20 protein-coding genes are annotated in these 17,818 nt (G+C 59.9%); 10 read left to right on the top strand and 10 right to left on the bottom strand.

Features of this window, described 5'->3' with window-relative positions:
* Positions 1 to 284 precede the first annotated feature (284 nt).
* From ACSQ83_RS14070 to ACSQ83_RS14060, 3 genes are all read left to right on the top strand, one after another.
* On the top strand, positions 285 to 815 hold the full coding sequence (locus tag ACSQ83_RS14070; protein ID WP_436228561.1) for a hypothetical protein: 531 nt from the start codon (positions 285 to 287) through the stop codon (positions 813 to 815).
* A 391-nt stretch (positions 816 to 1,206) separates the two neighbouring features.
* Positions 1,207 to 2,703 (top strand): sigma 54-interacting transcriptional regulator, encoded by a 1,497-nt coding sequence (locus ACSQ83_RS14065; RefSeq protein ID WP_436228615.1) that lies wholly within the window; start codon positions 1,207 to 1,209, stop codon positions 2,701 to 2,703.
* An 86-nt stretch (positions 2,704 to 2,789) separates the two neighbouring features.
* Positions 2,790 to 3,290 carry a dihydrofolate reductase gene (locus tag ACSQ83_RS14060; protein ID WP_436228560.1) on the top strand — a complete coding sequence of 167 codons (501 nt, stop codon included), beginning with the start codon at positions 2,790 to 2,792 and terminating at the stop codon, positions 3,288 to 3,290.
* 79 nt (positions 3,291 to 3,369) lie between these two features.
* Here ACSQ83_RS14060 and pmbA read toward each other — a convergent pair whose 3' ends face one another.
* Positions 3,370 to 4,740: a metalloprotease PmbA gene (gene pmbA / locus ACSQ83_RS14055; protein ID WP_299717343.1), complete on the bottom strand. Its 1,371-nt coding sequence runs from the start codon at positions 4,738 to 4,740 to the stop codon at positions 3,370 to 3,372.
* A gap of 244 nt (positions 4,741 to 4,984) precedes the next feature.
* On the opposite strand from pmbA, the gene yjgA reads away from it, so the two are divergent.
* Positions 4,985 to 5,647 (top strand): ribosome biogenesis factor YjgA, encoded by a 663-nt coding sequence (gene yjgA / locus ACSQ83_RS14050; protein ID WP_436228559.1) that lies wholly within the window; start codon positions 4,985 to 4,987, stop codon positions 5,645 to 5,647.
* A complete protein-coding gene (gene mog / locus ACSQ83_RS14045) occupies positions 5,631 to 6,251 on the top strand; it encodes a molybdopterin adenylyltransferase (protein ID WP_436228558.1) in 621 nt (206 codons plus the stop codon). Before yjgA ends, mog begins: the two co-directional genes overlap by 17 nt.
* 12 nt (positions 6,252 to 6,263) lie before the next feature.
* On the opposite strand, the gene orn is transcribed toward mog, so the two are convergent.
* Positions 6,264 to 6,884, bottom strand: a complete 621-nt coding sequence (orn, locus tag ACSQ83_RS14040; protein ID WP_436228557.1) for an oligoribonuclease — start codon at positions 6,882 to 6,884, stop codon at positions 6,264 to 6,266.
* Between the two features lie 134 nt (positions 6,885 to 7,018).
* On the opposite strand from orn, the gene ACSQ83_RS14035 reads away from it, so the two are divergent.
* Genes ACSQ83_RS14035 through ACSQ83_RS14025 form a run of 3 tightly spaced genes read left to right on the top strand, consistent with a single transcriptional unit; the run spans position 7,019 to position 9,596 of the window.
* Complete coding sequence (locus ACSQ83_RS14035; RefSeq protein ID WP_414948933.1) at positions 7,019 to 8,287, top strand: M48 family metallopeptidase; 1,269 nt, start codon at positions 7,019 to 7,021, stop codon at positions 8,285 to 8,287.
* Entirely contained in the window at positions 8,284 to 9,210 is a 927-nt protein-coding gene (gene rsgA, locus ACSQ83_RS14030) for a ribosome small subunit-dependent GTPase A (protein WP_414948932.1), read from the top strand. The genes ACSQ83_RS14035 and rsgA overlap by 4 nt, the downstream gene beginning before the upstream one ends.
* A 59-nt stretch (positions 9,211 to 9,269) precedes the next feature.
* Positions 9,270 to 9,596 carry a putative signal transducing protein gene (locus ACSQ83_RS14025; protein ID WP_414948931.1) on the top strand — a complete coding sequence of 109 codons (327 nt, stop codon included), beginning with the start codon at positions 9,270 to 9,272 and terminating at the stop codon, positions 9,594 to 9,596.
* Positions 9,597 to 9,628: 32 nt separating this feature from the next.
* Here ACSQ83_RS14025 and ACSQ83_RS14020 read toward each other — a convergent pair whose 3' ends face one another.
* The 6 genes from ACSQ83_RS14020 to rpsP form a co-directional block, all read right to left on the bottom strand.
* Entirely contained in the window at positions 9,629 to 10,567 is a 939-nt protein-coding gene (locus ACSQ83_RS14020) for a CobD/CbiB family protein (protein ID WP_414967367.1), read from the bottom strand.
* Positions 10,568 to 10,681: 114 nt separating this feature from the next.
* Entirely contained in the window at positions 10,682 to 11,383 is a 702-nt protein-coding gene (locus ACSQ83_RS14015; RefSeq protein ID WP_436228556.1) for a CoA pyrophosphatase, read from the bottom strand.
* Positions 11,384 to 11,566: 183 nt separating this feature from the next.
* Entirely contained in the window at positions 11,567 to 11,956 is a 390-nt protein-coding gene (rplS, locus tag ACSQ83_RS14010; protein ID WP_414948926.1) for a 50S ribosomal protein L19, read from the bottom strand.
* 141 nt (positions 11,957 to 12,097) lie between these two features.
* Positions 12,098 to 12,868 (bottom strand): tRNA (guanosine(37)-N1)-methyltransferase TrmD, encoded by a 771-nt coding sequence (trmD, locus tag ACSQ83_RS14005; protein ID WP_436228555.1) that lies wholly within the window; start codon positions 12,866 to 12,868, stop codon positions 12,098 to 12,100.
* A gap of 24 nt (positions 12,869 to 12,892) precedes the next feature.
* On the bottom strand, positions 12,893 to 13,600 hold the full coding sequence (rimM, locus tag ACSQ83_RS14000) for a ribosome maturation factor RimM (RefSeq protein WP_436228554.1): 708 nt from the start codon (positions 13,598 to 13,600) through the stop codon (positions 12,893 to 12,895).
* A 79-nt stretch (positions 13,601 to 13,679) separates the two neighbouring features.
* Positions 13,680 to 13,934: a 30S ribosomal protein S16 gene (rpsP, locus tag ACSQ83_RS13995; RefSeq protein WP_299717319.1), complete on the bottom strand. Its 255-nt coding sequence runs from the start codon at positions 13,932 to 13,934 to the stop codon at positions 13,680 to 13,682.
* A 225-nt stretch (positions 13,935 to 14,159) separates the two neighbouring features.
* On the opposite strand from rpsP, the gene ACSQ83_RS13990 reads away from it, so the two are divergent.
* Together ACSQ83_RS13990 and ACSQ83_RS13985 are read left to right on the top strand one after the other, a co-directional pair.
* Positions 14,160 to 15,356, top strand: a complete 1,197-nt coding sequence (locus ACSQ83_RS13990; RefSeq protein ID WP_436228614.1) for a PQQ-dependent sugar dehydrogenase — start codon at positions 14,160 to 14,162, stop codon at positions 15,354 to 15,356.
* A 167-nt stretch (positions 15,357 to 15,523) separates the two neighbouring features.
* Complete coding sequence (locus ACSQ83_RS13985) at positions 15,524 to 16,018, top strand: NINE protein (RefSeq protein WP_436228613.1); 495 nt, start codon at positions 15,524 to 15,526, stop codon at positions 16,016 to 16,018.
* A 65-nt stretch (positions 16,019 to 16,083) separates the two neighbouring features.
* On the opposite strand, the gene ACSQ83_RS13980 is transcribed toward ACSQ83_RS13985, so the two are convergent.
* On the bottom strand, positions 16,084 to 17,229 hold the full coding sequence (locus tag ACSQ83_RS13980) for a PA0069 family radical SAM protein (protein WP_436228553.1): 1,146 nt from the start codon (positions 17,227 to 17,229) through the stop codon (positions 16,084 to 16,086).
* Between the two features lie 68 nt (positions 17,230 to 17,297).
* Entirely contained in the window at positions 17,298 to 17,786 is a 489-nt protein-coding gene (locus tag ACSQ83_RS13975) for an Lrp/AsnC ligand binding domain-containing protein (protein WP_436228552.1), read from the bottom strand.
* Positions 17,787 to 17,818 lie beyond the last annotated feature (32 nt).

The following is a 17,818-nucleotide window of genomic DNA, read 5'->3' as shown; positions in this document are numbered from 1 at the left end:
CCGCAACAATGTCTGCGTAGCCCTCCTGAAGCAGGGCTACCGTGCGTTTCAACAACGAGACCCGGTTTTAATAAGCATTTTGCAAATAGTTTAAATAAGACAATAGTATTTACGCAATTTTTGATAAAAATGGCCGTTAACCTTCCATCGTTTCAATCATGAAACGTTTTCGAGTCTTTTCTGATTCAGTTTTTCAGTTAGCTTGCCGTGCGCTCAATAGCAGCAACGGGATACGTGCCATGGCATAGGTTTCGCTAACAGACAATGAATCTGGGGAGACCGCCATGGAGCGCACCGGCTGCGTCATCAAACGAGAAAATCCTGCGACACGACTTAAGATTGCCGTCATTAGTGCTGGGTGGTTTGTACTGAGCGGCTCAGCCGCCAACGTTTGCGCGCTAAATCACGCGAGTGAAGATAGAGTGATCCCGCCTGTATCCCAGACAGTAGTGTCCGAATATGAAACATTCACGACCAGGCAAAATCCGCCAGCCATTTTTACGGAAAGAAAAACCCCTGCCGCTGGTGGTGGCGAAGCTGCATCGAACGAACGCATTATTGTTAATCCCGTAATGGAACATGAGCGACCAGCATCGGTGCAACGCATTTCGTCCGCGCCACTTGCAGTCCAGGCCGACATCGCGGTCGAAAAAGTCACGGCGACGAGGGACGAATCGCCGGCCGCCGCCCATGCACCCAGCGTCACGCTTTGGGATGAGATAGCGCCGCCGGTGCCTGCTCCCGTTCCCGTCGATGCAGCCACTCGCTCCGCACCGGGCGACGTGGCGAGCGCGGGCGCTCAAAGGACCCAGTAGCCGGGAAATTGCAATATGATGCAAAACGAGTCGTCTGCAGGACGACCGCAAAAAAACACGCGATGCGCCTTCGCAACAGAGCAAATATCAGGATTGAACGACACATAGGACCGTAGGACACTGTGTCGTATTGCTCAACGAGTAACGAAAATAGAGGAAGCCGCCTGATCGCGCGGCGCATGAGCATGTCGCGTAATCGCGCGACGAAGGCATACGCGGGCTTGTCTGCTGGCTTTATGCAGCGTCCCGCTCGACGGCTATATGGATCGGCAACGCATTGAGCCGGTGTGTCCGCCAGGACACCGCTCGCTCGCGTTGTAAAAGGAGATCGCCCGTGCTCGAATCCATCCCCGTCTCCTTACTCGCGTCGGATACAAACGCACTGGCATCAATGCCGCCAATCGGCACCCTCTCCACCGGCGACCCAATGACAGCGGATCTCTTGGGCGCGTCGGCCCTGCCGTTCGTCCCGCTCGGCCCAATCGTCACAACTGATCCGATCGTTCCGGTACAGCCCGAACCGCATGTGTCGGCCGCCGTCCGCAACCTGCTCTACGTCTCCCAGGCGCCGGATCAGGCCCTGATCACGTATTTGAAGGGCCTTGGCTGGAAGGTCTCGGCCGGGACACTCGCCACCCAGGCCGGCGCGCTGAAGATCGACACTCCGGTAGCCGGTATTGTCGATATGACCAGCTTCTCCGCGCGCGAACTGGCCTCGCTCGAGCCCGCGCTGCGTCATCAGCGAGCCGGCTGGATCGCCCTCACCGACGACACCCATCTCGCCGACCCGGTCGTCTGCCACTTGATCCGGCACTTCTGCTTCGACTTCGTGAAGGGCCCGTTCTCAAACGCGAACATCGGTTACCTCGTCGATCACGCGTACGGCATGGTGAGCCTTGGCGATATCGACTTGACTGAAACCCCGACCGTGTTCGGCGATGAGCAGATGGTCGGCACCTGCGAGGCCATGCAGCAGCTCTTTCGCACCATCCGCAAAGTCGCGAACACCGACGCCAACGTCTTCATCACCGGTGAATCCGGTACCGGCAAGGAATTGACGGCCGTGGCGATCCATGAACGCTCGCCGCGCCGCAAGGGACCGTTCGTCGCGATCAATTGCGGCGCGATCGGCAATCAGCTGATCCAGTCGGAACTGTTCGGCTACGAGCGCGGCGCGTTTACGGGTGCGAACCAGCGCAAGCTCGGCCGGGTGGAAGAAGCCGATGGCGGCACGCTTTTCCTCGATGAAATCGGCGACCTGCCGCTCGAGAGCCAGGTGCATTTGCTGCGGTTCCTGCAAGAACGCAAGATCGACCGGCTGGGCGGACGGGAACCCGTCGCCGTTGACGTGCGGATCATTTCCGCGACCCATATCGACCTGGAAGCCGCCATGGCCAGCGGCCGGTTTCGTACCGATCTGTTCCATCGGCTGTGCGTGCTGCGCGTGGATGAACCGCCGCTGCGGGCGCGCGGCAAGGACATCGAAATTCTCGCGCTGCACGTGTTGCACAAGTTCAGGAGCGACGGCAGGCGCAAGATCATCGGCTTTGCACCATCGGCGATAGAAGCCATGTACAGCTACGCCTGGACCGGCAATGTGCGCGAGATGATCAACCGCGTGCGGCGCGCGATCGTGATGGCGGAGAACAAGCTGATCACCGCCGACGACCTCGGGCTCGGCCACTGCACCGGCATTGAATCGACCACGCTGGCCGCTGCGCGCGACGCCGCCGAGAAGCGCGCGATCGAGCTGACGTTGCTGCGGCATCGGCACAAACTCGGCGAGGCTGCGGCCGAGTTGGGAATTTCGCGGGTGACGTTGTACAGGCTGATGATCGCGCACGGGCTGCGTGGCGCGGTGATGGTGAACGGCGCGGACGCCGAGTAAGAAGGCCGCGAGATCGTCGGACGGTCGGGTAGAATCTGCGGCTTGATTTATCTCAAAGCCGAATTCCGGACACGGATATCCACACCATGACGACGCTGACCCTGATCGTCGCCCGCGCGCGTAATGGCGTGATCGGGCGCAACAACCAATTGCCCTGGCGCCTGCCCGAAGATCTCGCGTTCTTCAAGCGCACGACGATGGGCGCGCCGATAGTGATGGGGCGCAAGACGCACGAGTCTATCGGACGGGTGTTGCCGGGACGGCGAAATATCGTGGTCTCGCGTGACGCCGGGCGCCGCTTCGACGGCTGCGACACAGTGACCGGACTTGCCGATGCCCTGGAACTGGCCGCTCGCGACAACGCCAGCGAAGTCTTCCTGATCGGTGGCGCCGAGTTGTTCCGCGAAGGTTGGCCGCTCGCGCACAAGCTGATCGTGACTGAGATCGATGCCGATTTCCCCGGCGACATTTCCATTGATGCACCCGATGCCGCCGTCTGGAAAGAGGTCTCGCGGGAAACGCATCACTCGGCGGCGCCGAACGACTTCGACTATTCGTTCGTGGCTTACGAGCGGCGCACGGCTTAGGCTGGGACTTGTGAATTTCCATTGAAAAAGCCCGGAACGGCGCTAACCGTTCCGGGCTTTTTCTCGTCCGGAGATGCTCTTACTGCCCCGCGATCGTCATCTTCTCGATCAGCACGGAGCCAATTTCCTTGTTGCCGCGCACGACCGTATCCGCGCCAATGGCCTCGATATGCCGGAACATCTCCTGCAACGTGCTGGCAACGGTGATCTCTTCAACCGGATACTGGATCTTGCCGTTCTCTACCCAGAAACCCGATGCGCCGCGTGAATAGTCGCCGGTGACGTAGTTCACGCCCTGCCCCATCAGTTCCGTCAGCAGCAAGCCTGTGCCCAGTTTCTTGAGCATTTCCTCGAAGTCATCGCCGGGTTTGGTCAGCGAGCTGCGCAGCGACAGGTTATGCGAGCCGCCGGCATTGCCGGTCGTCTTCATGCCGAGCTTGCGCGCCGAATACGTCGACAGGAAATAGCCCTGCACCACGCCGTCTTCCACCACGTTGCGGCGTTGCGTGCGCACGCCTTCTTCGTCGAACGGCGCACTGCCCATGCCGCCCTTCACGTGCGGATCTTCCAGCACCTGGATATGTGGCGCGAACACCGGCTTGCCGAGGCTATCGACGAGGAATGTGGTCTTTCGATACAGCGCGCCACCACTGACCGCCTGCACGAACGCACCCAGGATGCCGGCTGCCAGCGGCGCTTCGAACATCACGCGGCATTTGCGCGTGTCCAGCCCGCGTGCGCCCATGCGGGCAAGCGCCCGATGCGCGGCATACCGGCCGATAGCTTCCGGTTCGGCGAGATCGGCGGCATTGCGTTTCGATGTGTACCAGTCGTCGCGCTGCATGTCGCGCCCGGAACCCGCGATAGGCGCACACGCCACGTAATGACGCGAGAACGGATAACCGCCCATGAACCCGCGCGATGTAGCCAGCACGAATTGCGAGTGCTGCGCCGAGACACTTGCGCCTTCGGAGTTCTGGATGCGTTTATCGACTGCAAAAGCCGCATCTTCAGCCCGGCGGGCGAGATCGGCGGCTTCTTCGGCGTCGATATCCCACGGGTGATATAGATCGAGATCCTGCGGCGCTTTTTCCAGCAGTTCTTCTTCGGCGAGTCCTGCGGCGCTGTCTTCGGCGGTGAAACGCGCGATGTTGTAGGCGGCTGCGACCGTGTCCCTGAGCGCTGCGCGCGTGAAGTCCGAGGTGCTGGCATTACCGCGCTTATTGCCGATAAACACCGTCACGCCGACCATTTTGTCGCGATTGTGCTCGATGGTTTCGACTTCGCCGCGGCGCACGCTGACTGAGAGGCCGTCGCCTTCGGAGATCTCGGTGGCGGAGTCGGTGGCGCCGAGCTCCTTCGCATGCCGCAGGATGTCGGACGCGATTTCCTTCAGCTCGTCCTGGGTGTGCGGGAAAAAGCGTTGCCTGACGTCCATGTCTGCTGCCATTTTATGTCTGCCTGTGGGTGCTCGATGGTGGGAGCGTGTTCACGTTGCCGGTCGTGGCGACGGGGCGGGTTAGCGCCCGCTGTGCGCTGGAATGCAGCTGTGTGGCCGGTATTCGACCATCGCACGATGATAGCAAGTCCGGCACGGGTTTGGTTTCATGGGGCGTTGGCTTGGCTCCGCTGGACGCTGAACGCGACGACCACTATCGATAAAACTAGCGCGCCCGCCAAGTTACAATACCGGGATGAACCGTAAAACCCGCACGCAACCGATAAACCCGGCCGAGGCCTCCGAACAGGACGGCAGCGAGCACGGCTACGACCGCCCCAGCAAGTCCCAGCTCAAACGCGACATGCTCGCGCTGCAAGTGCTGGGCGTCACGCTGATCGATCTGCCGAAAGACGCGCTCAAGCGCATGCCCATGCCGGAAAAGCTCGACGACGCCGTTCGCGCCGCCCGCAAGATCACCGACCACGAAGGCAAGCGCCGGCAAGTGCAGTACGTCGGGCGCGTCATGCGCTCGCTGACTGACGAAGAAACCGCGGCAATACGTACCGCGCTGGATTCGTATCGCGGCGTGAACCGGGCGGAAACGGCCAAGCTGCACTGGATCGAACGCACCCGCGAAAAGCTTCTCGCCGATGACGCCGCCCTCACCGATTTCATCCGCCAGCATCCTGGTATCGATCCGCAGGAAGGCCGTACGCTAATCCGCAACGCCCGCAAGGAACGCGAGCAGGCGAAGCCGCCGCGCTACTTCCGCGAGTTATTCCAGTGGATCAAGACCGCGGCGGGCGTGGAGGACGAAGAAGACGAAAGCCTGATCGAAGGTGAAAACAACGACGAAGACGATGGCGATGGCGTCGAATTCCCGCAACGAGATGACAACGATGGCTACAAAGCGTAATCATCCCGACGAATTGGTGATCGGCCTGGTGTCGATCAGCGATCGCGCTTCGCAGGGCGTGTACGAGGACAAGGGCATTCCATCGCTGCACGAGTGGCTCACGAGCGCGCTGAGTTCGCCCTGGCGCGTGGAAACGCGGCTGATCCAGGACGACGCGGCGACCATCTCGGCCACGCTGATCGAATTAGTGGATGAAACCGGCTGCGACCTGATCCTGACCACGGGCGGCACAGGCCCGTCGCGTCGCGATGTAACGCCGGAAGCCACGCTAGCCGTCGCCACGAAGCCAATGCCCGGTTTCGGCGAACAAATGCGCCAGATCAGCCTGAATTTCGTGCCGACCGCCATTTTGTCGCGGCAAGTGGCCGTGATTCGCGAAACGCCGGATCACGCGGCGCTGATCGTGAATTTGCCTGGGCAGCCGAAATCGATCCGTGAAACGCTGGAAGGTCTACGCGACGCGGATGGCAAATCCAGCGTGCCGGGCATCTTTGCCGCGGTGCCTTATTGCATCGACTTGATCGGCGGTCCGTACATCGAAACGCGGCCCGAGGTAGTAGCCGCGTTCAGGCCGAAAAACGCGATCCGGCCGCCGAAAGCCTGAGCCTTTTCCGGCTTAAACCGGCGTTGTATTGCCGGTAGCCGATGGAATCAGGAAATGCTCGCGGTAGTACTTCAGTTCGTCGATGGATTCGTGAATATCGGCGAGCGCCGTGTGCATCGCGCGCTTCTGAAAACCCTTATAGATAGCCGGCTGCCAGCGGCGGCACAATTCCTTGAGCGTGCTGACGTCAAGGTTTCGATAGTGGAAGAAGGTTTCCAATTCGGGCATCCACCGGGCCATGAAACGGCGGTCCTGGCAGATGGAATTGCCGCACATGGGCGACTTGCCCGGCGGCACATACTGACCAAGGAATTCGCGAATTTGCCGTGTGGCTTCCGCCTCGTCCACCGTCGACGCCCGCACGCGCTCTGTCAGTCCCGAGCGGCCGTGCGTGTTGCGGTTCCATTCATCCATCTTGCCCAGCGCCGTTTCGTCCTGGTGAATCGCCAGAACCGGCCCTTCCACGAGTTTGTCGAGCGTCGAATTCGTCACCACCACCGCAATTTCGATAATGCGGTCGGTATCGGGTTCGAGACCCGTCATTTCCATGTCGAGCCACACGAGATTCATGTCGCTGCGAACGAGGTCGGTGGAGCTTGGGGAAGATGCGGAATCAAGCACGGAATCGGCCATAGGTGGGCAACCTGAGAGGGGTTTGACGCGGGTTTCACGCCTTTCCGGGCGCGGTTTCAGATATCAGACACAGACCGCGCGCGGCGGCGGCCAAGAACCTATAATTCTCGCATAAATCAAATGGATTCCCGCTGATGTCCAATTTCAATCTCGCCTTCTCGGTCGTGTTCGTCGTGGCGCTGGTCGGCATGGTCGGCACCAAGCTGTGGCTCGCGTCGCGCCAGATCCGGCACGTCGCCGCGCATCGTAAGGATGTGCCGCCGCAGTTCCTGCAGACCATTCCGCTCGCCGCTCACCAGCGCGCCGCCGATTACACCGTCGAGCGCACGCGCCTGACCATGGTCGAGGTTTTGGTCAGCGCAGCGCTGCTGATCGTCCTGACGCTGCTTGGCGGCATCCAGCAGATCGAACTCGCCGTCTCCGACTGGCTCGGCCGCGGTTATGTGGGGCAAATGGCGCTGGTGGCCATCGTGGTCGCGATCACCAGCGTGGTGGACCTGCCGTTCGACTACATCCGGCATTTTGTGATCGAAGAGAAATTTGGCTTCAACCGGATGACGAAGAAGCTCTTTTTCCTCGATCTGGTGAAAGGCATTGTGCTGGGCGCGGCAATCGGCTTGCCGGTGCTGTTCGTGACGCTGTGGCTGATGAACCAGGCCGGCGCGTTGTGGTGGCTGTGGGCGTGGGTGCTGCTGGTCGCATTCCAGATGCTCGTGCTGATCCTGTACCCCACGTTTATCGCGCCGCTGTTCAACAAGTTCGAGCCGCTGAAAGACGAGGCGTTGCGCTCGCGCATCGAGAACCTGATGTCGCGTACGGGGTTCGCCGCGAAAGGTTTGTTCGTCATGGACGGCAGCCGCCGTTCGGCGCACGGCAACGCGTATTTCACCGGTTTCGGCGCGGCGAAGCGCATTGTTTTCTTCGATACCCTCCTCGCCCGGCTCTCCGGCAACGAGATCGAAGCGGTGCTGGCGCACGAGCTTGGGCACTTCAAGCGGCGTCACGTGATCAAGCGCCTGATCGTCACGTTCGTGCTCAGCCTCGCGATGCTTGCCCTGCTCGGCTGGCTCGCGCAATGCGTGTGGTTCTACGAAGGTCTTGGCGTACGGCCATCGCTGCTCGGCAACAACAACGGCCTCGCGCTCGTGCTGTTCATGCTGGCGTTGCCCGTTTTCATGTTCTTCGTCACGCCGCTGGGCAGCTTGAGCTCGCGCAAACATGAATTCGAAGCCGATGAATTCGCCGCCAGCCAGACCGATCCGCGCGACCTCGTGAACGCACTGGTCAAGCTGTACGAAGACAACGCGTCCACGCTCACGCCTGATCCGCTCTACTCGGCGTTTTACGCGTCGCATCCGCCTGCATCGCAGCGCATCGAGCGCTTGATGCAGTACGCCGCATGAGGCCGCGTATCGCGAAGAAAGCGACGAACGCGCGCATCGAAGGAAAGGTTATTGCGGCACACGGGCGGCATTATCTGGTCGCCCCCACCGACGGCAGCGCCATGCTGCAATGCTTCCCGCGAGGCAAGCGCAGCGAGATAGCGGTCGGCGACCGCGTGAGTTACGAGCAGTCATCGGCGGATCAAGGGGTGATCGTCGAGATTGGCGAGCGGCGCAATCTGCTGTATCGATCCGACCAGTTCAAGTCGAAGCTCTTCGCCGCCAATCTCGACCAGTTGATGATCGTGCTCGGCACAGAGCCGCATTTCAGCGAGGACTTGCTCGGGCGCGCGTTGATTGCCGCCGAAGCGCACGGCCTCGTGCCGTTGATCGTGCTCAACAAGATCGACATGGAAGGACCGCTCGCGGTGGCGCGCAAGCGGCTGGCGCTGTATCGCGAGCTTGGGTACACGGTGGTGGAGTTATCGGCGAAAGCGGCGCCCGAGCACGTGCACGAAGAACTCGATGCGCGCCTGGCGGACCGCGCAACCTTGCTCCTTGGACAATCGGGCATGGGGAAATCGACGCTGGTGAACATCCTCGTGCCCAATGCCGAAGTTGCTACGCGGGAGATATCGAAGGCATTGAACAGCGGGCGGCACACGACTACATTCACGCGGCTGTATCCGCTGCCGGGCGGAGGATCATTGATCGATTCGCCGGGGTTCCAGGAGTTTGGGCTGCATCACTTGTCGGAGGGACAGTTGGAGCGCTCGTTCGCGGACTTCCGGCCTTTCCTCGGCAAGTGCCGCTTCTATAACTGCCGGCATCTGCATGAACCGGGCTGCGCGATTCTGGAAGCCATGGCGGAAGGCAAGATCAGGCCGGCGCGACATCAGTTGTATGCGCAACTGGTGCATGAAGCCAGCCAGATTGTTCGATGATTTCATCGGCCTGATCTCATGCACGGTCAGCAACTGCTTCTAAAACATAGTGCGACGGGATGAAGAAACTGACGCGGGCTCCGAATCTGATTACGGCGCATCACTGGGTGAATGTGCTGGAGACAGCGGGGATAGCGTGCGAGTTGCACAACCGCTATTTGAGCGGCGCAATGGGCGAGATTCCGGCGGAGCAATGCTCGCCCGAGATATGGATACTCGATGACCGCGACGAGGGGTTGGCGACAGGCATCCTGGAGCGCGCCCGAAGCGGCCCGGCGACCAACGCCCGGGGATGGCGCTGCCAGCAATGCGGTGAAGCGCTGGAAGCGCAATTCACCGTGTGCTGGCAATGCGGAACGGAGAGAGATCCGTTGAACGACGAGTAGGACTGCCCCGTTCAATCAAGCGGGCAGAACGCTCAGGCCAGCCACACCGCAATGCTCAACATGAGCAACAACAGCATCCAGAGAATCACGGCACGCCAGACGAGGCCCACTGCAGACTGCAAAGTCCTTGGCGTGCAATCATCGCCGACGGGCAATGGGCTTGCATCGCCAACCGCCAACGCATCGACGCTCAGCGGCTCCGCCAGCGGTCCCGCTAACCGGGCCCCCAGCGCCCCGCTCCCCGCCGCGAGCAGAACCCCTTCGTTGGCATCAGGCCATTGCTTGGCGTGATTGCGCCACGCATAAATGGCGTCCTCGAAATTCCCGACAATCGCGAAGCCGAGCGAAGTCAGCCGCGCCGGCACCCAGTCGATGAAAAAGAACGCCCGCTGCGCAAAGGTGGAAAACGCCGGTGTGCGTTCGTCGGTCGGCTGGACCCACGACCTCGCCAGATACTCGGCGATCCGATAAAACACCGCGCCCGCCGGTCCGATCGGAATCAGGAACCAGAAGAACACACCAAACACGTGCCGATGCGATGCCACGACTGCATGAACCAGGGTATGCCGGACGATCTCGCTGACGGGCATATCGAGCGTATCAATGCCGGTCCACTCGTTGAGAACATCGCGAGCGCGGGGCACGTCGTCGTTGTTCAGGGCGAGATGGATGTCGGTGAAATAGTGGCTGAACTGCCGGAAGCCCAACGTGAAATACACGATCACGACGTTCCACAGGAACGCCAATGCGAAGTTGATGCGATAGAGCACGTAATAGACAAGCCCGACGGCTAACGTCCATGGCACCACGACCACCAGCCAGGCGAGCACGCCGTGCCGCTGCTTGCCGGCATCGAAGCCATGAGCTGCGGATTCCGCATGGTACTGAAGCAACGACGAAATGGGATTCTGCGGCGAGAGCGCGCGCAACTGCTCAATGATGAGAGCCAGCAATACAGAGAAAAAAGTCATGCGATGCGCCGAGACATTCGAGTTTTACGAATTTCTTGTAAAGATAGCACAGCACCGTCCGCGCCAGAGGGACACATCGGCCGCATGGCTAGCCGAGTCTCTGCACGTTCGGCGTCAAGCCGCGAGGAAGCGATAGAAATTGCGTAACATACCCGCCGTTGCGCCCCAAATGAAATACGCAGCCACATTCTCGGCAGGTGAAAAAGGCATCGCAAAAAAACGACGCTCGCCGCCTTCCCATCGAAACACGCGGACCTGATGGTTGGCCGGGTTCATGAGAAACGCGAGCGGGACTTCGAAGATATCGGCGACTTCGAGGGTATCGGCGTGCAGTTCGAACGGGGGATGCACTAGCGCCACGACGGGTGTGACACGAAAACCCGTGCCCGTCAGATACTCGGGCAACTCCCCCAGCACTTCGACGTGCTTCGCCGCGAGGCCCACTTCCTCTTGCGCTTCGCGAAGCGCGGTTGCGGCGGCGTCGAGGTCTTCCGGCTCCCGACGTCCACCCGGAAAACTGATCTGCCCGGCGTGATCCGAAAGATGGTCCGCGCGCTGCGTGAGCAGCACGGTCAAGCCCGTCTCGCGCAACACCAGCGCGACCAGTACCGACGCCACCCGCGGGTCGCCACCCAGCGCCTTGATCCTGTCGTCGCGTGCATCCGGCGTCCAGTCGAGCGTCTGCTTGAAGCGCGCGCGCAGTCCGGCCGGCGTCAAGATTTCACCGCGCACAGGCGGCAGGTCTTCGCCGGTCGATTCGATCGGCAAGATCTCAGGCTCGAGGATTCGGGGAGTCGACAGCTTGGTCGGAGACACGAGAGGCTTTTAGTTCTTGGACGTCTGGTTCTGATTCCGATTCTGAAAAATCGTTGCGGTCAGGTCGCAAATAAGATTCAAGCGGCGTGCACGAAACGGCAAAACGCGGCAAAGCATGATTTGACCACACCAAAGAAAAAAGCACCTGTGAAGGTGCTTTTTTCAGTGCAGCTTCGGAGCAGTTTATTGCGCCTTGGCAGCAGCACGGTCTTTCGACACGAGCTTTTCCTTGATCCGAGCCGACTTGCCCGAACGATCGCGCAGGTAGTACAGCTTTGCACGACGCACGTCACCGCGACGCTTCACGACAATGCTCGCCAGCAGCGGCGAGTAGGTCTGGAACGTACGCTCGACGCCTTCGCCCGACGAAATCTTGCGGACGATGAAATTCGAGTTCAAACCACGGTTGCGCTTCGAGATCACAACGCCTTCGTAAGCCTGGACACGCTTGCGCGTACCCTCAACTACGTTGACGCTAACGATCACCGTATCGCCGGGGGCGAATACAGGGATAGTCTTTTCGCCGAGCGCGCGCGCGATTTCTTCTTGCTCGAGTTGCTCAATCAGATTCATTACAGACTCCTGGAGCCATCTTGCCGAAGTTGTTTGCCATATAAGTGGCCTCGGTAGAGGATGGGTTCACATCTGGCGCCCGCTTGAATTCACAAGCCTGGCACCACCCTTTCGTCTCGCCTCGTGTTCAGCTTCCAAAGCCTACTGCGCTTTAGAGCGTTCCTTGGCGAGACTTGCAAGCCATGTTTCATCAACACGGCTCAACATTTTAGCCTTGCGCGCCTTTTCGATCAGATCAGGCCGCTTTTCCTGCGTATTCTTGAGCGCTTCACGACGACGCCATGCTTCGATTTCCTTGTGATGGCCGCCAAGCAGTACATCAGGAACCCGCACACCGCTGTATTCTTCCGGGCGAGTGTAGTGCGGGCAATCGAGCAGCACATCGACGAAGCTATCCTGCACGGCCGACTGCGAGTCGTTCAGCACGCCGGGCAACTGGCGCACCACTGCATCCATGAGCGCCATGGCCGGCAATTCTCCGCCCGACAACACGAAGTCGCCGAGACTCACTTCTTCGTCGACCACGCGATCAATCAAGCGCTGGTCGATGGCTTCGTAACGGCCGCACAGCAAGACAAGACCGGGTTCCTGAGCGAATTGCATGACCCGCTCATGATTCAACGTCTTCCCTTGCGGCGACATCATCACCACACGCGATCCGCTGATGCCCTGTTCCGCTTGCGCCGCTTTCGCAGCCGAGATCGCGTCTTCCAGCGGTCGTGCCAGCATGACCATGCCGGGACCACCGCCGTACGGGCGATCATCGATAGTTCGATAACTGTCCGTCGTGAAATCGCGAGGATTCCACGTGCGCAGTCCAAACCGTTCCTGCTTGACTGCCCGGCTGGTAATACCCCAATCGGTCAGCGCGCGAAACATCTCGGGAAAGAGCGTCACGACGTCAAACTGCATCGCTCTCTCCTTGCAGTGAATCGATCAATAGTCAGCTTCCCAGTCGACGACAATCTTGCGCGCCGCCTGATCCACTGTCTTGACGAATACGCCAACGAACGGAATCAGCCGTTCGCCAATAGCGGGCGAACCGTCCTTGCCCGTAGTCGGAAATTCCACGCGCATGATGGAATGCGCGCCGTTGTCGATCATGCCCGCGACCTGGCCTAAAGCCACGTCCGCTTCGTTCACGACGTCCAGGCCGATCAGATCGACCCAGTAGAACTCGTCATCGCCAGTCAGCTTCGGGAAGTCGCTGCGCAACACATGAATAGTGTGACCACGCAACGCATACGCCGTGTCGCGGTCATCGCAGCCAGCAAAATGCGCAACGACCGTGTCGCTATGCACTTTGGACTGCAAACACCGAACCGCCTTGCGTTCGTTTCCCTTGACCAGCCACCAGCGCTTTGCTGCGAGCATTGCGTCGCCGCCATGACCCGCATGCGCGTGTGGCGCAATCTTGACCCAGCCCTTCAGTCCGTAAGCGTCGACGATTGCACCCACTTCTATGGCGTTATCGGGCAAACTTTCTACGGACTCGATCGATCCTGCGTCATCTGAACCGTCGATAGCCACGCGGCGCGCTGCCGGCTTGCGGACAAACGCGCCAAACGTGGCTTCGTTCAGCTCAGGTTTTTCGCCACGTGCGGCTGTCAAACCTGAGTCTGAAGCAGTATCACGTGTCGACATGAGCCAATCTCCCGCGAACCTCGGCAGCTGGAATCGATCGGATCACAAGTACCCGAACGATCGACTGCAGCAAGTGCACTTAAGCAGCCGGCTGAGCTTGTTGCGATTGCTTGACCAGACGGGCAACCGTCGGCGACATCTGCGCGCCGTTGTCTTGCCAGTACGTCAGGCGGTCCTGGGCGATACGCAGCGATTCGCCTTTGGTCGCGACCGGGTTGTAAAAACCCACGCGTTCAATGAAGCGGCCATCACGGCGGCTACGCGAATCAGTTGCAACGATGTTGTAAAACGGGCGCTTCTTGGAGCCGCCACGAGCCAAGCGGATGATAACCATGCTGAAATCCTTGAAAACCGGGGTTCGGAACTACCAAAACACGCGATTATAGCGGCAAAACGGAGCCTTAACAAACACTTGCGTCGATTAATCGAGATGGAACGGGGTCGGCGGCACGCGATTTGACCGTCCATCGCCCGCCCTGACGGGGCGCAAAGCGGGTTTTTAAAGACTTCGCAAAGCCGCGCAGGATGTCATTTTGGGGAGACAAACTTGAATTCGCTCATGGCTTTTATCGGTAAAGCTTTCTTTGGCGACGATTCGCAACAGGCGGGCAGTCTTGTCCGATCTCCAAGGCGTTCGACGCGTTCCGTCTTTCTCTTTTTAGCGGCGAATTTGCTGGTTGCGCTCGCCAGTGCGTTCATTACAGGTCACGCCCGCGCTGCGCTGCCGGTTGATCAGATCAAACTGCCGCCGGGCTTCAGCATCGCTGTTCTCTCCGACGACGTGCCAAGTGCCCGTGCGATGATTTTATCGCCGAAAGGGGTGCTTTATGCCGGTAGCCTCGACGGGCACGTCTACGCGCTCGAATTGAAGGACGGCCGCGTGACAGCGAAGCATGTGATCGCGTCGGGTCTGGACGAGCCCGCAGGCGTGGCGTGGCGTAACGGCGCGCTGTATGTGTCCGCGATCTCACGCATCCTGCGCTTCGACGACATAGACAATCACCTCGATACGCCGCCCAAACCCGTTGTGGTCACGGACAAATTGCCTCCCGACCGGCATCACGGCTGGAAATTCATCGCGTTTGGGCCGGACGGAAAGCTGTACGTGCCAACCGGTGCGCCGTGCAACGTCTGCAATCCGGATCGCAAACGATATGCACTGATCGCGAGGATGAATGCGGACGGCAGCGACTATGAAGTGTTTGCGAACGGCGTGCGCAACACGGTGGGTTTCGACTGGGACCCGCAGACAAAACAGCTCTGGTTCACCGACAACGGCCGCGACATGCTCGGCGACGACATCCCCGACGACAAACTCAACCACGCGCCGAAAGCCGGCATGGACTTCGGTTTCCCCTATTGCCACGGCGGCGACGTAGCGGACCCTGAATTCGGCGCCGGTCATCCGTGCTCCGGGTTCACGCCGCCCGCAGTCAAGCTGGGCGCACACGTGGCGTCGCTCGGCATGCGCTTCTATACAGGCACGATGTTCCCCGCCGGCTATAAGAACAACGTGTTCATCGCGGAACACGGGTCGTGGAACCGCAGCACGAAGGTGGGGTATCGGGTTGTGCGGGTCGTGCCGGGTGCGAATGGCGAAAAACCGCGCATGGAACCGTTCGCCCAAGGGTGGCTTCGGGCAGACGGCGATGTTTGGGGCCGTCCTGCCGACGTCCTGCCAATGCCCGATGGCTCGCTACTCGTCAGCGACGATTACGCGGGCGCGATCTATCGGATTACCTACGCGCAACCTTGACGCTGTGATCTTGCAGTCATTTTTCCGCGACCCGGTCGATGCGCACTGAGCGGATTAGCCGCGTGAGTGCGCGTCGGAGCGGGCGTAGAATGCCGCGTCGGCGCGAAAGTGTTGCCGCTTACGCCAATCCGCTTCCTTTGCTCACTGCATTTCCTTTTCGTTTCCCGATGAACAATTCGCCGTCCACTGCCACACATCCATCGAAACCAGCGGCAAACGGGCGTTTCCGCTCGAAAACGCTCACCGCCGCGCTCGCCTTCTTTTTCGGCAGCATTGGCGCGCATCGCTTTTATCTGTACGGCTTACGCGACAAGTTCGGCTGGGCGCACATTCTTGGCATCGTGCTGGGCGTAGTCGGATACCTGCTGCTCGCGGCAACGGATCGGGCTTCGATCCTCGGCTGGGTCCTGGTCGTTCCGGGAGCGATTTCGCTGCTGTCGGCGTTCTTGTCGGCGATCGTTTATGGCCTCCGCCCGGACGAAAAATGGGACACGCAGTTCAATGCGCAAACCGGCCAACATAGCGATTCCGGCTGGACAGTCATTTTCGTCGTGATCTTTGCTTTGTTGTTCGGCGCGTTCTTGCTGATGGCCGGTCTCGCCGTCACCTTCCAGACTTACTTCGAAGGTCAGGTTCAGGCAGCTAAAGAGTTGTCGCAATAGTAAGTATTGATGTGAGGCTTGGCAGCCGTAGCGCCTCTGCCCGGCAGTCGCTGCGGCCACGCTTCTCAAAACAACTTCATCTGCGCACTGTCCTCGGCTGCACGTGGTTTTCGACCCGTCACCTTCTCGACCTGCCGGAATTCCGACATATCCAGAATTCCGTGCCGCCTTTGATTCAGGCCAAGCCGCTTCGTGGCGTTATGGAAGCGCTGCTTGAGCATGTCGGCCCATAAGCCTTCGCCTTTCATCCGCTTGGAAAAATCCGAGTCGTAGTCCTTGCCGCCGCGCATATCGCGCACACGCCCCATCACACGATCCGCCCGATCGGGGAAATGCGCCGCAAGCCAGTCTTTGAACAGCGGCGCCACCTCCCACGGCAGACGCAAAACGATGTAACTCGCACTTGTCGCACCCGCTTCTGCGCAGGCTTGCAGCACCCGTTCCATGTCGGGTTCCGTGACGAACGGAATCATGGGCGCGACGCTCACGCCCACCGGAATGCCCGCCTCGGCCAACGTCCGGATAGTGCGCAACCGTCTTGAAGGCGTGGCTGCGCGCGGCTCAAGCGTACGGGCGATATCCGCATCCAGCGTGGTAATCGTAATGGCGGCCATGACCTGGCCCTTCTGGGCCATGGGTGCGAGCAGGTCGATATCCCGCTCGATCAGCGACGACTTCGTGATCGCCGCGAATGGATGCCCCCGTTCGCTCAGGATCTCGATCACCCGCCGCGTGATCCGCAAATTCCGTTCGACGGGCTGATACGCGTCAGTAATCACGCCCAGCGCGATTGGCTCCGGCTGATAAGACGGTTTGTCCAATTCCCGCTCGAGCAATTCACCGGCATTGATCTTGGCGTAGATCCGGCTTTCGAAATCAAGCCCCGGCGACAGGCCCAGATAACTATGCGTAGGCCGCGCGAAGCAATATATGCAGCCGTGCTCGCAGCCACGGTAAGGGTTCAGCGACACGGTGAATGGAATATCCGGCGACGAATTGCGCGTCAGGATGCTCTTCGCGCGTTCTTCGAATACTTGCGTGCGCAGGACAGGCGCGTCATTGGTTTCACCCTCCTCACTGACATGTGTCCAGCCGTCATCCACGCGCTCGCGCTGATCCTTCTCGTAGCGCCCCTGAAGGTTCGTGACCGCCCCTCGGCCCTTGAGCGGCGCGGGAGGAGCAACAGGATATTCGTGGTCGTCAGAAGCCATGGCCAAGGGAATGAAAGCGATAAAGTACTGTATAAATATACAGTAAATTTCCCTGGCCGCAAGCTCATTTAGGCGTCGACAGCAATGGTCAACGTTTCCTTGATTTCCTCCATGACCACATAACTTTTCGACTGCACGGCACCCGGGAGTTGCAGCAGGATGTCGCCGAGCAGCTTGCGGTAATCGGCCATTTCACCAATGCGCGCCTTGATCAAATAGTCGAAATCGCCGGAAACGAGATGGCATTCCAGCACCTCGGGAATGCGCTGCACCTCCCGCCGGAACTGCTCGAACATGTTGCCGCTCTTGTGATCGAGGGTGATCTCGACAAACACCAGCAGCGACGCCCCTAGTTGATGCGGATTCACCCGCGCGTAATACCCCGCGATCACCAGGTCCCGCTCCATGCGTTTGACGCGTTCAATGCACGGCGTCACCGAGAGCCCTACCTGCTCGGCCAGGTCTTTCATCGCGATACGGCCATCTTGTTGAAGGATCCTCAGAATACGGCGATCGATCTTATCGAGTTCTCGTACTGAATTTCGTTGTGTTCTCATTGTTTTCCACTGAAAAGTGAACAAATACAATA

This window comes from Caballeronia sp. LjRoot29 (genome assembly GCF_964252755.1).
GTDB lineage: Bacteria > Pseudomonadota > Gammaproteobacteria > Burkholderiales > Burkholderiaceae > Caballeronia.
Note: the sequence above shows the minus strand (reverse complement) of the source record. Positions and strands in the feature narration are given on the sequence as shown.

Excerpts from the sequence above, each read along its gene's own strand:
- ACSQ83_RS14070 (WP_436228561.1), top strand. The coding sequence starts at position 285 with ATGGAGCGCACCGGCTGCGTCATCAAACGAGAAAATCCTGCGACACGA.
- ACSQ83_RS14065 (WP_436228615.1), top strand. The coding sequence starts at position 1,207 with ATGCCGCCAATCGGCACCCTCTCCACCGGCGACCCAATGACAGCGGAT.
- ACSQ83_RS14060 (WP_436228560.1), top strand. The coding sequence starts at position 2,790 with ATGACGACGCTGACCCTGATCGTCGCCCGCGCGCGTAATGGCGTGATC.
- pmbA (WP_299717343.1), bottom strand. The coding sequence starts at position 4,740 with ATGGCAGCAGACATGGACGTCAGGCAACGCTTTTTCCCGCACACCCAG.
- yjgA (WP_436228559.1), top strand. The coding sequence starts at position 4,985 with ATGAACCGTAAAACCCGCACGCAACCGATAAACCCGGCCGAGGCCTCC.
- mog (WP_436228558.1), top strand. The coding sequence starts at position 5,631 with ATGGCTACAAAGCGTAATCATCCCGACGAATTGGTGATCGGCCTGGTG.
- orn (WP_436228557.1), bottom strand. The coding sequence starts at position 6,884 with ATGGCCGATTCCGTGCTTGATTCCGCATCTTCCCCAAGCTCCACCGAC.
- ACSQ83_RS14035 (WP_414948933.1), top strand. The coding sequence starts at position 7,019 with ATGTCCAATTTCAATCTCGCCTTCTCGGTCGTGTTCGTCGTGGCGCTG.
- rsgA (WP_414948932.1), top strand. The coding sequence starts at position 8,284 with ATGAGGCCGCGTATCGCGAAGAAAGCGACGAACGCGCGCATCGAAGGA.
- ACSQ83_RS14025 (WP_414948931.1), top strand. The coding sequence starts at position 9,270 with ATGAAGAAACTGACGCGGGCTCCGAATCTGATTACGGCGCATCACTGG.
- ACSQ83_RS14020 (WP_414967367.1), bottom strand. The coding sequence starts at position 10,567 with ATGACTTTTTTCTCTGTATTGCTGGCTCTCATCATTGAGCAGTTGCGC.
- rplS (WP_414948926.1), bottom strand. The coding sequence starts at position 11,956 with ATGAATCTGATTGAGCAACTCGAGCAAGAAGAAATCGCGCGCGCGCTC.
- trmD (WP_436228555.1), bottom strand. The coding sequence starts at position 12,868 with ATGCAGTTTGACGTCGTGACGCTCTTTCCCGAGATGTTTCGCGCGCTG.
- rimM (WP_436228554.1), bottom strand. The coding sequence starts at position 13,600 with ATGTCGACACGTGATACTGCTTCAGACTCAGGTTTGACAGCCGCACGT.
- rpsP (WP_299717319.1), bottom strand. The coding sequence starts at position 13,934 with ATGGTTATCATCCGCTTGGCTCGTGGCGGCTCCAAGAAGCGCCCGTTT.
- ACSQ83_RS13990 (WP_436228614.1), top strand. The coding sequence starts at position 14,160 with ATGGCTTTTATCGGTAAAGCTTTCTTTGGCGACGATTCGCAACAGGCG.
- ACSQ83_RS13985 (WP_436228613.1), top strand. The coding sequence starts at position 15,524 with ATGAACAATTCGCCGTCCACTGCCACACATCCATCGAAACCAGCGGCA.
- ACSQ83_RS13980 (WP_436228553.1), bottom strand. The coding sequence starts at position 17,229 with ATGGCTTCTGACGACCACGAATATCCTGTTGCTCCTCCCGCGCCGCTC.
- ACSQ83_RS13975 (WP_436228552.1), bottom strand. The coding sequence starts at position 17,786 with ATGAGAACACAACGAAATTCAGTACGAGAACTCGATAAGATCGATCGC.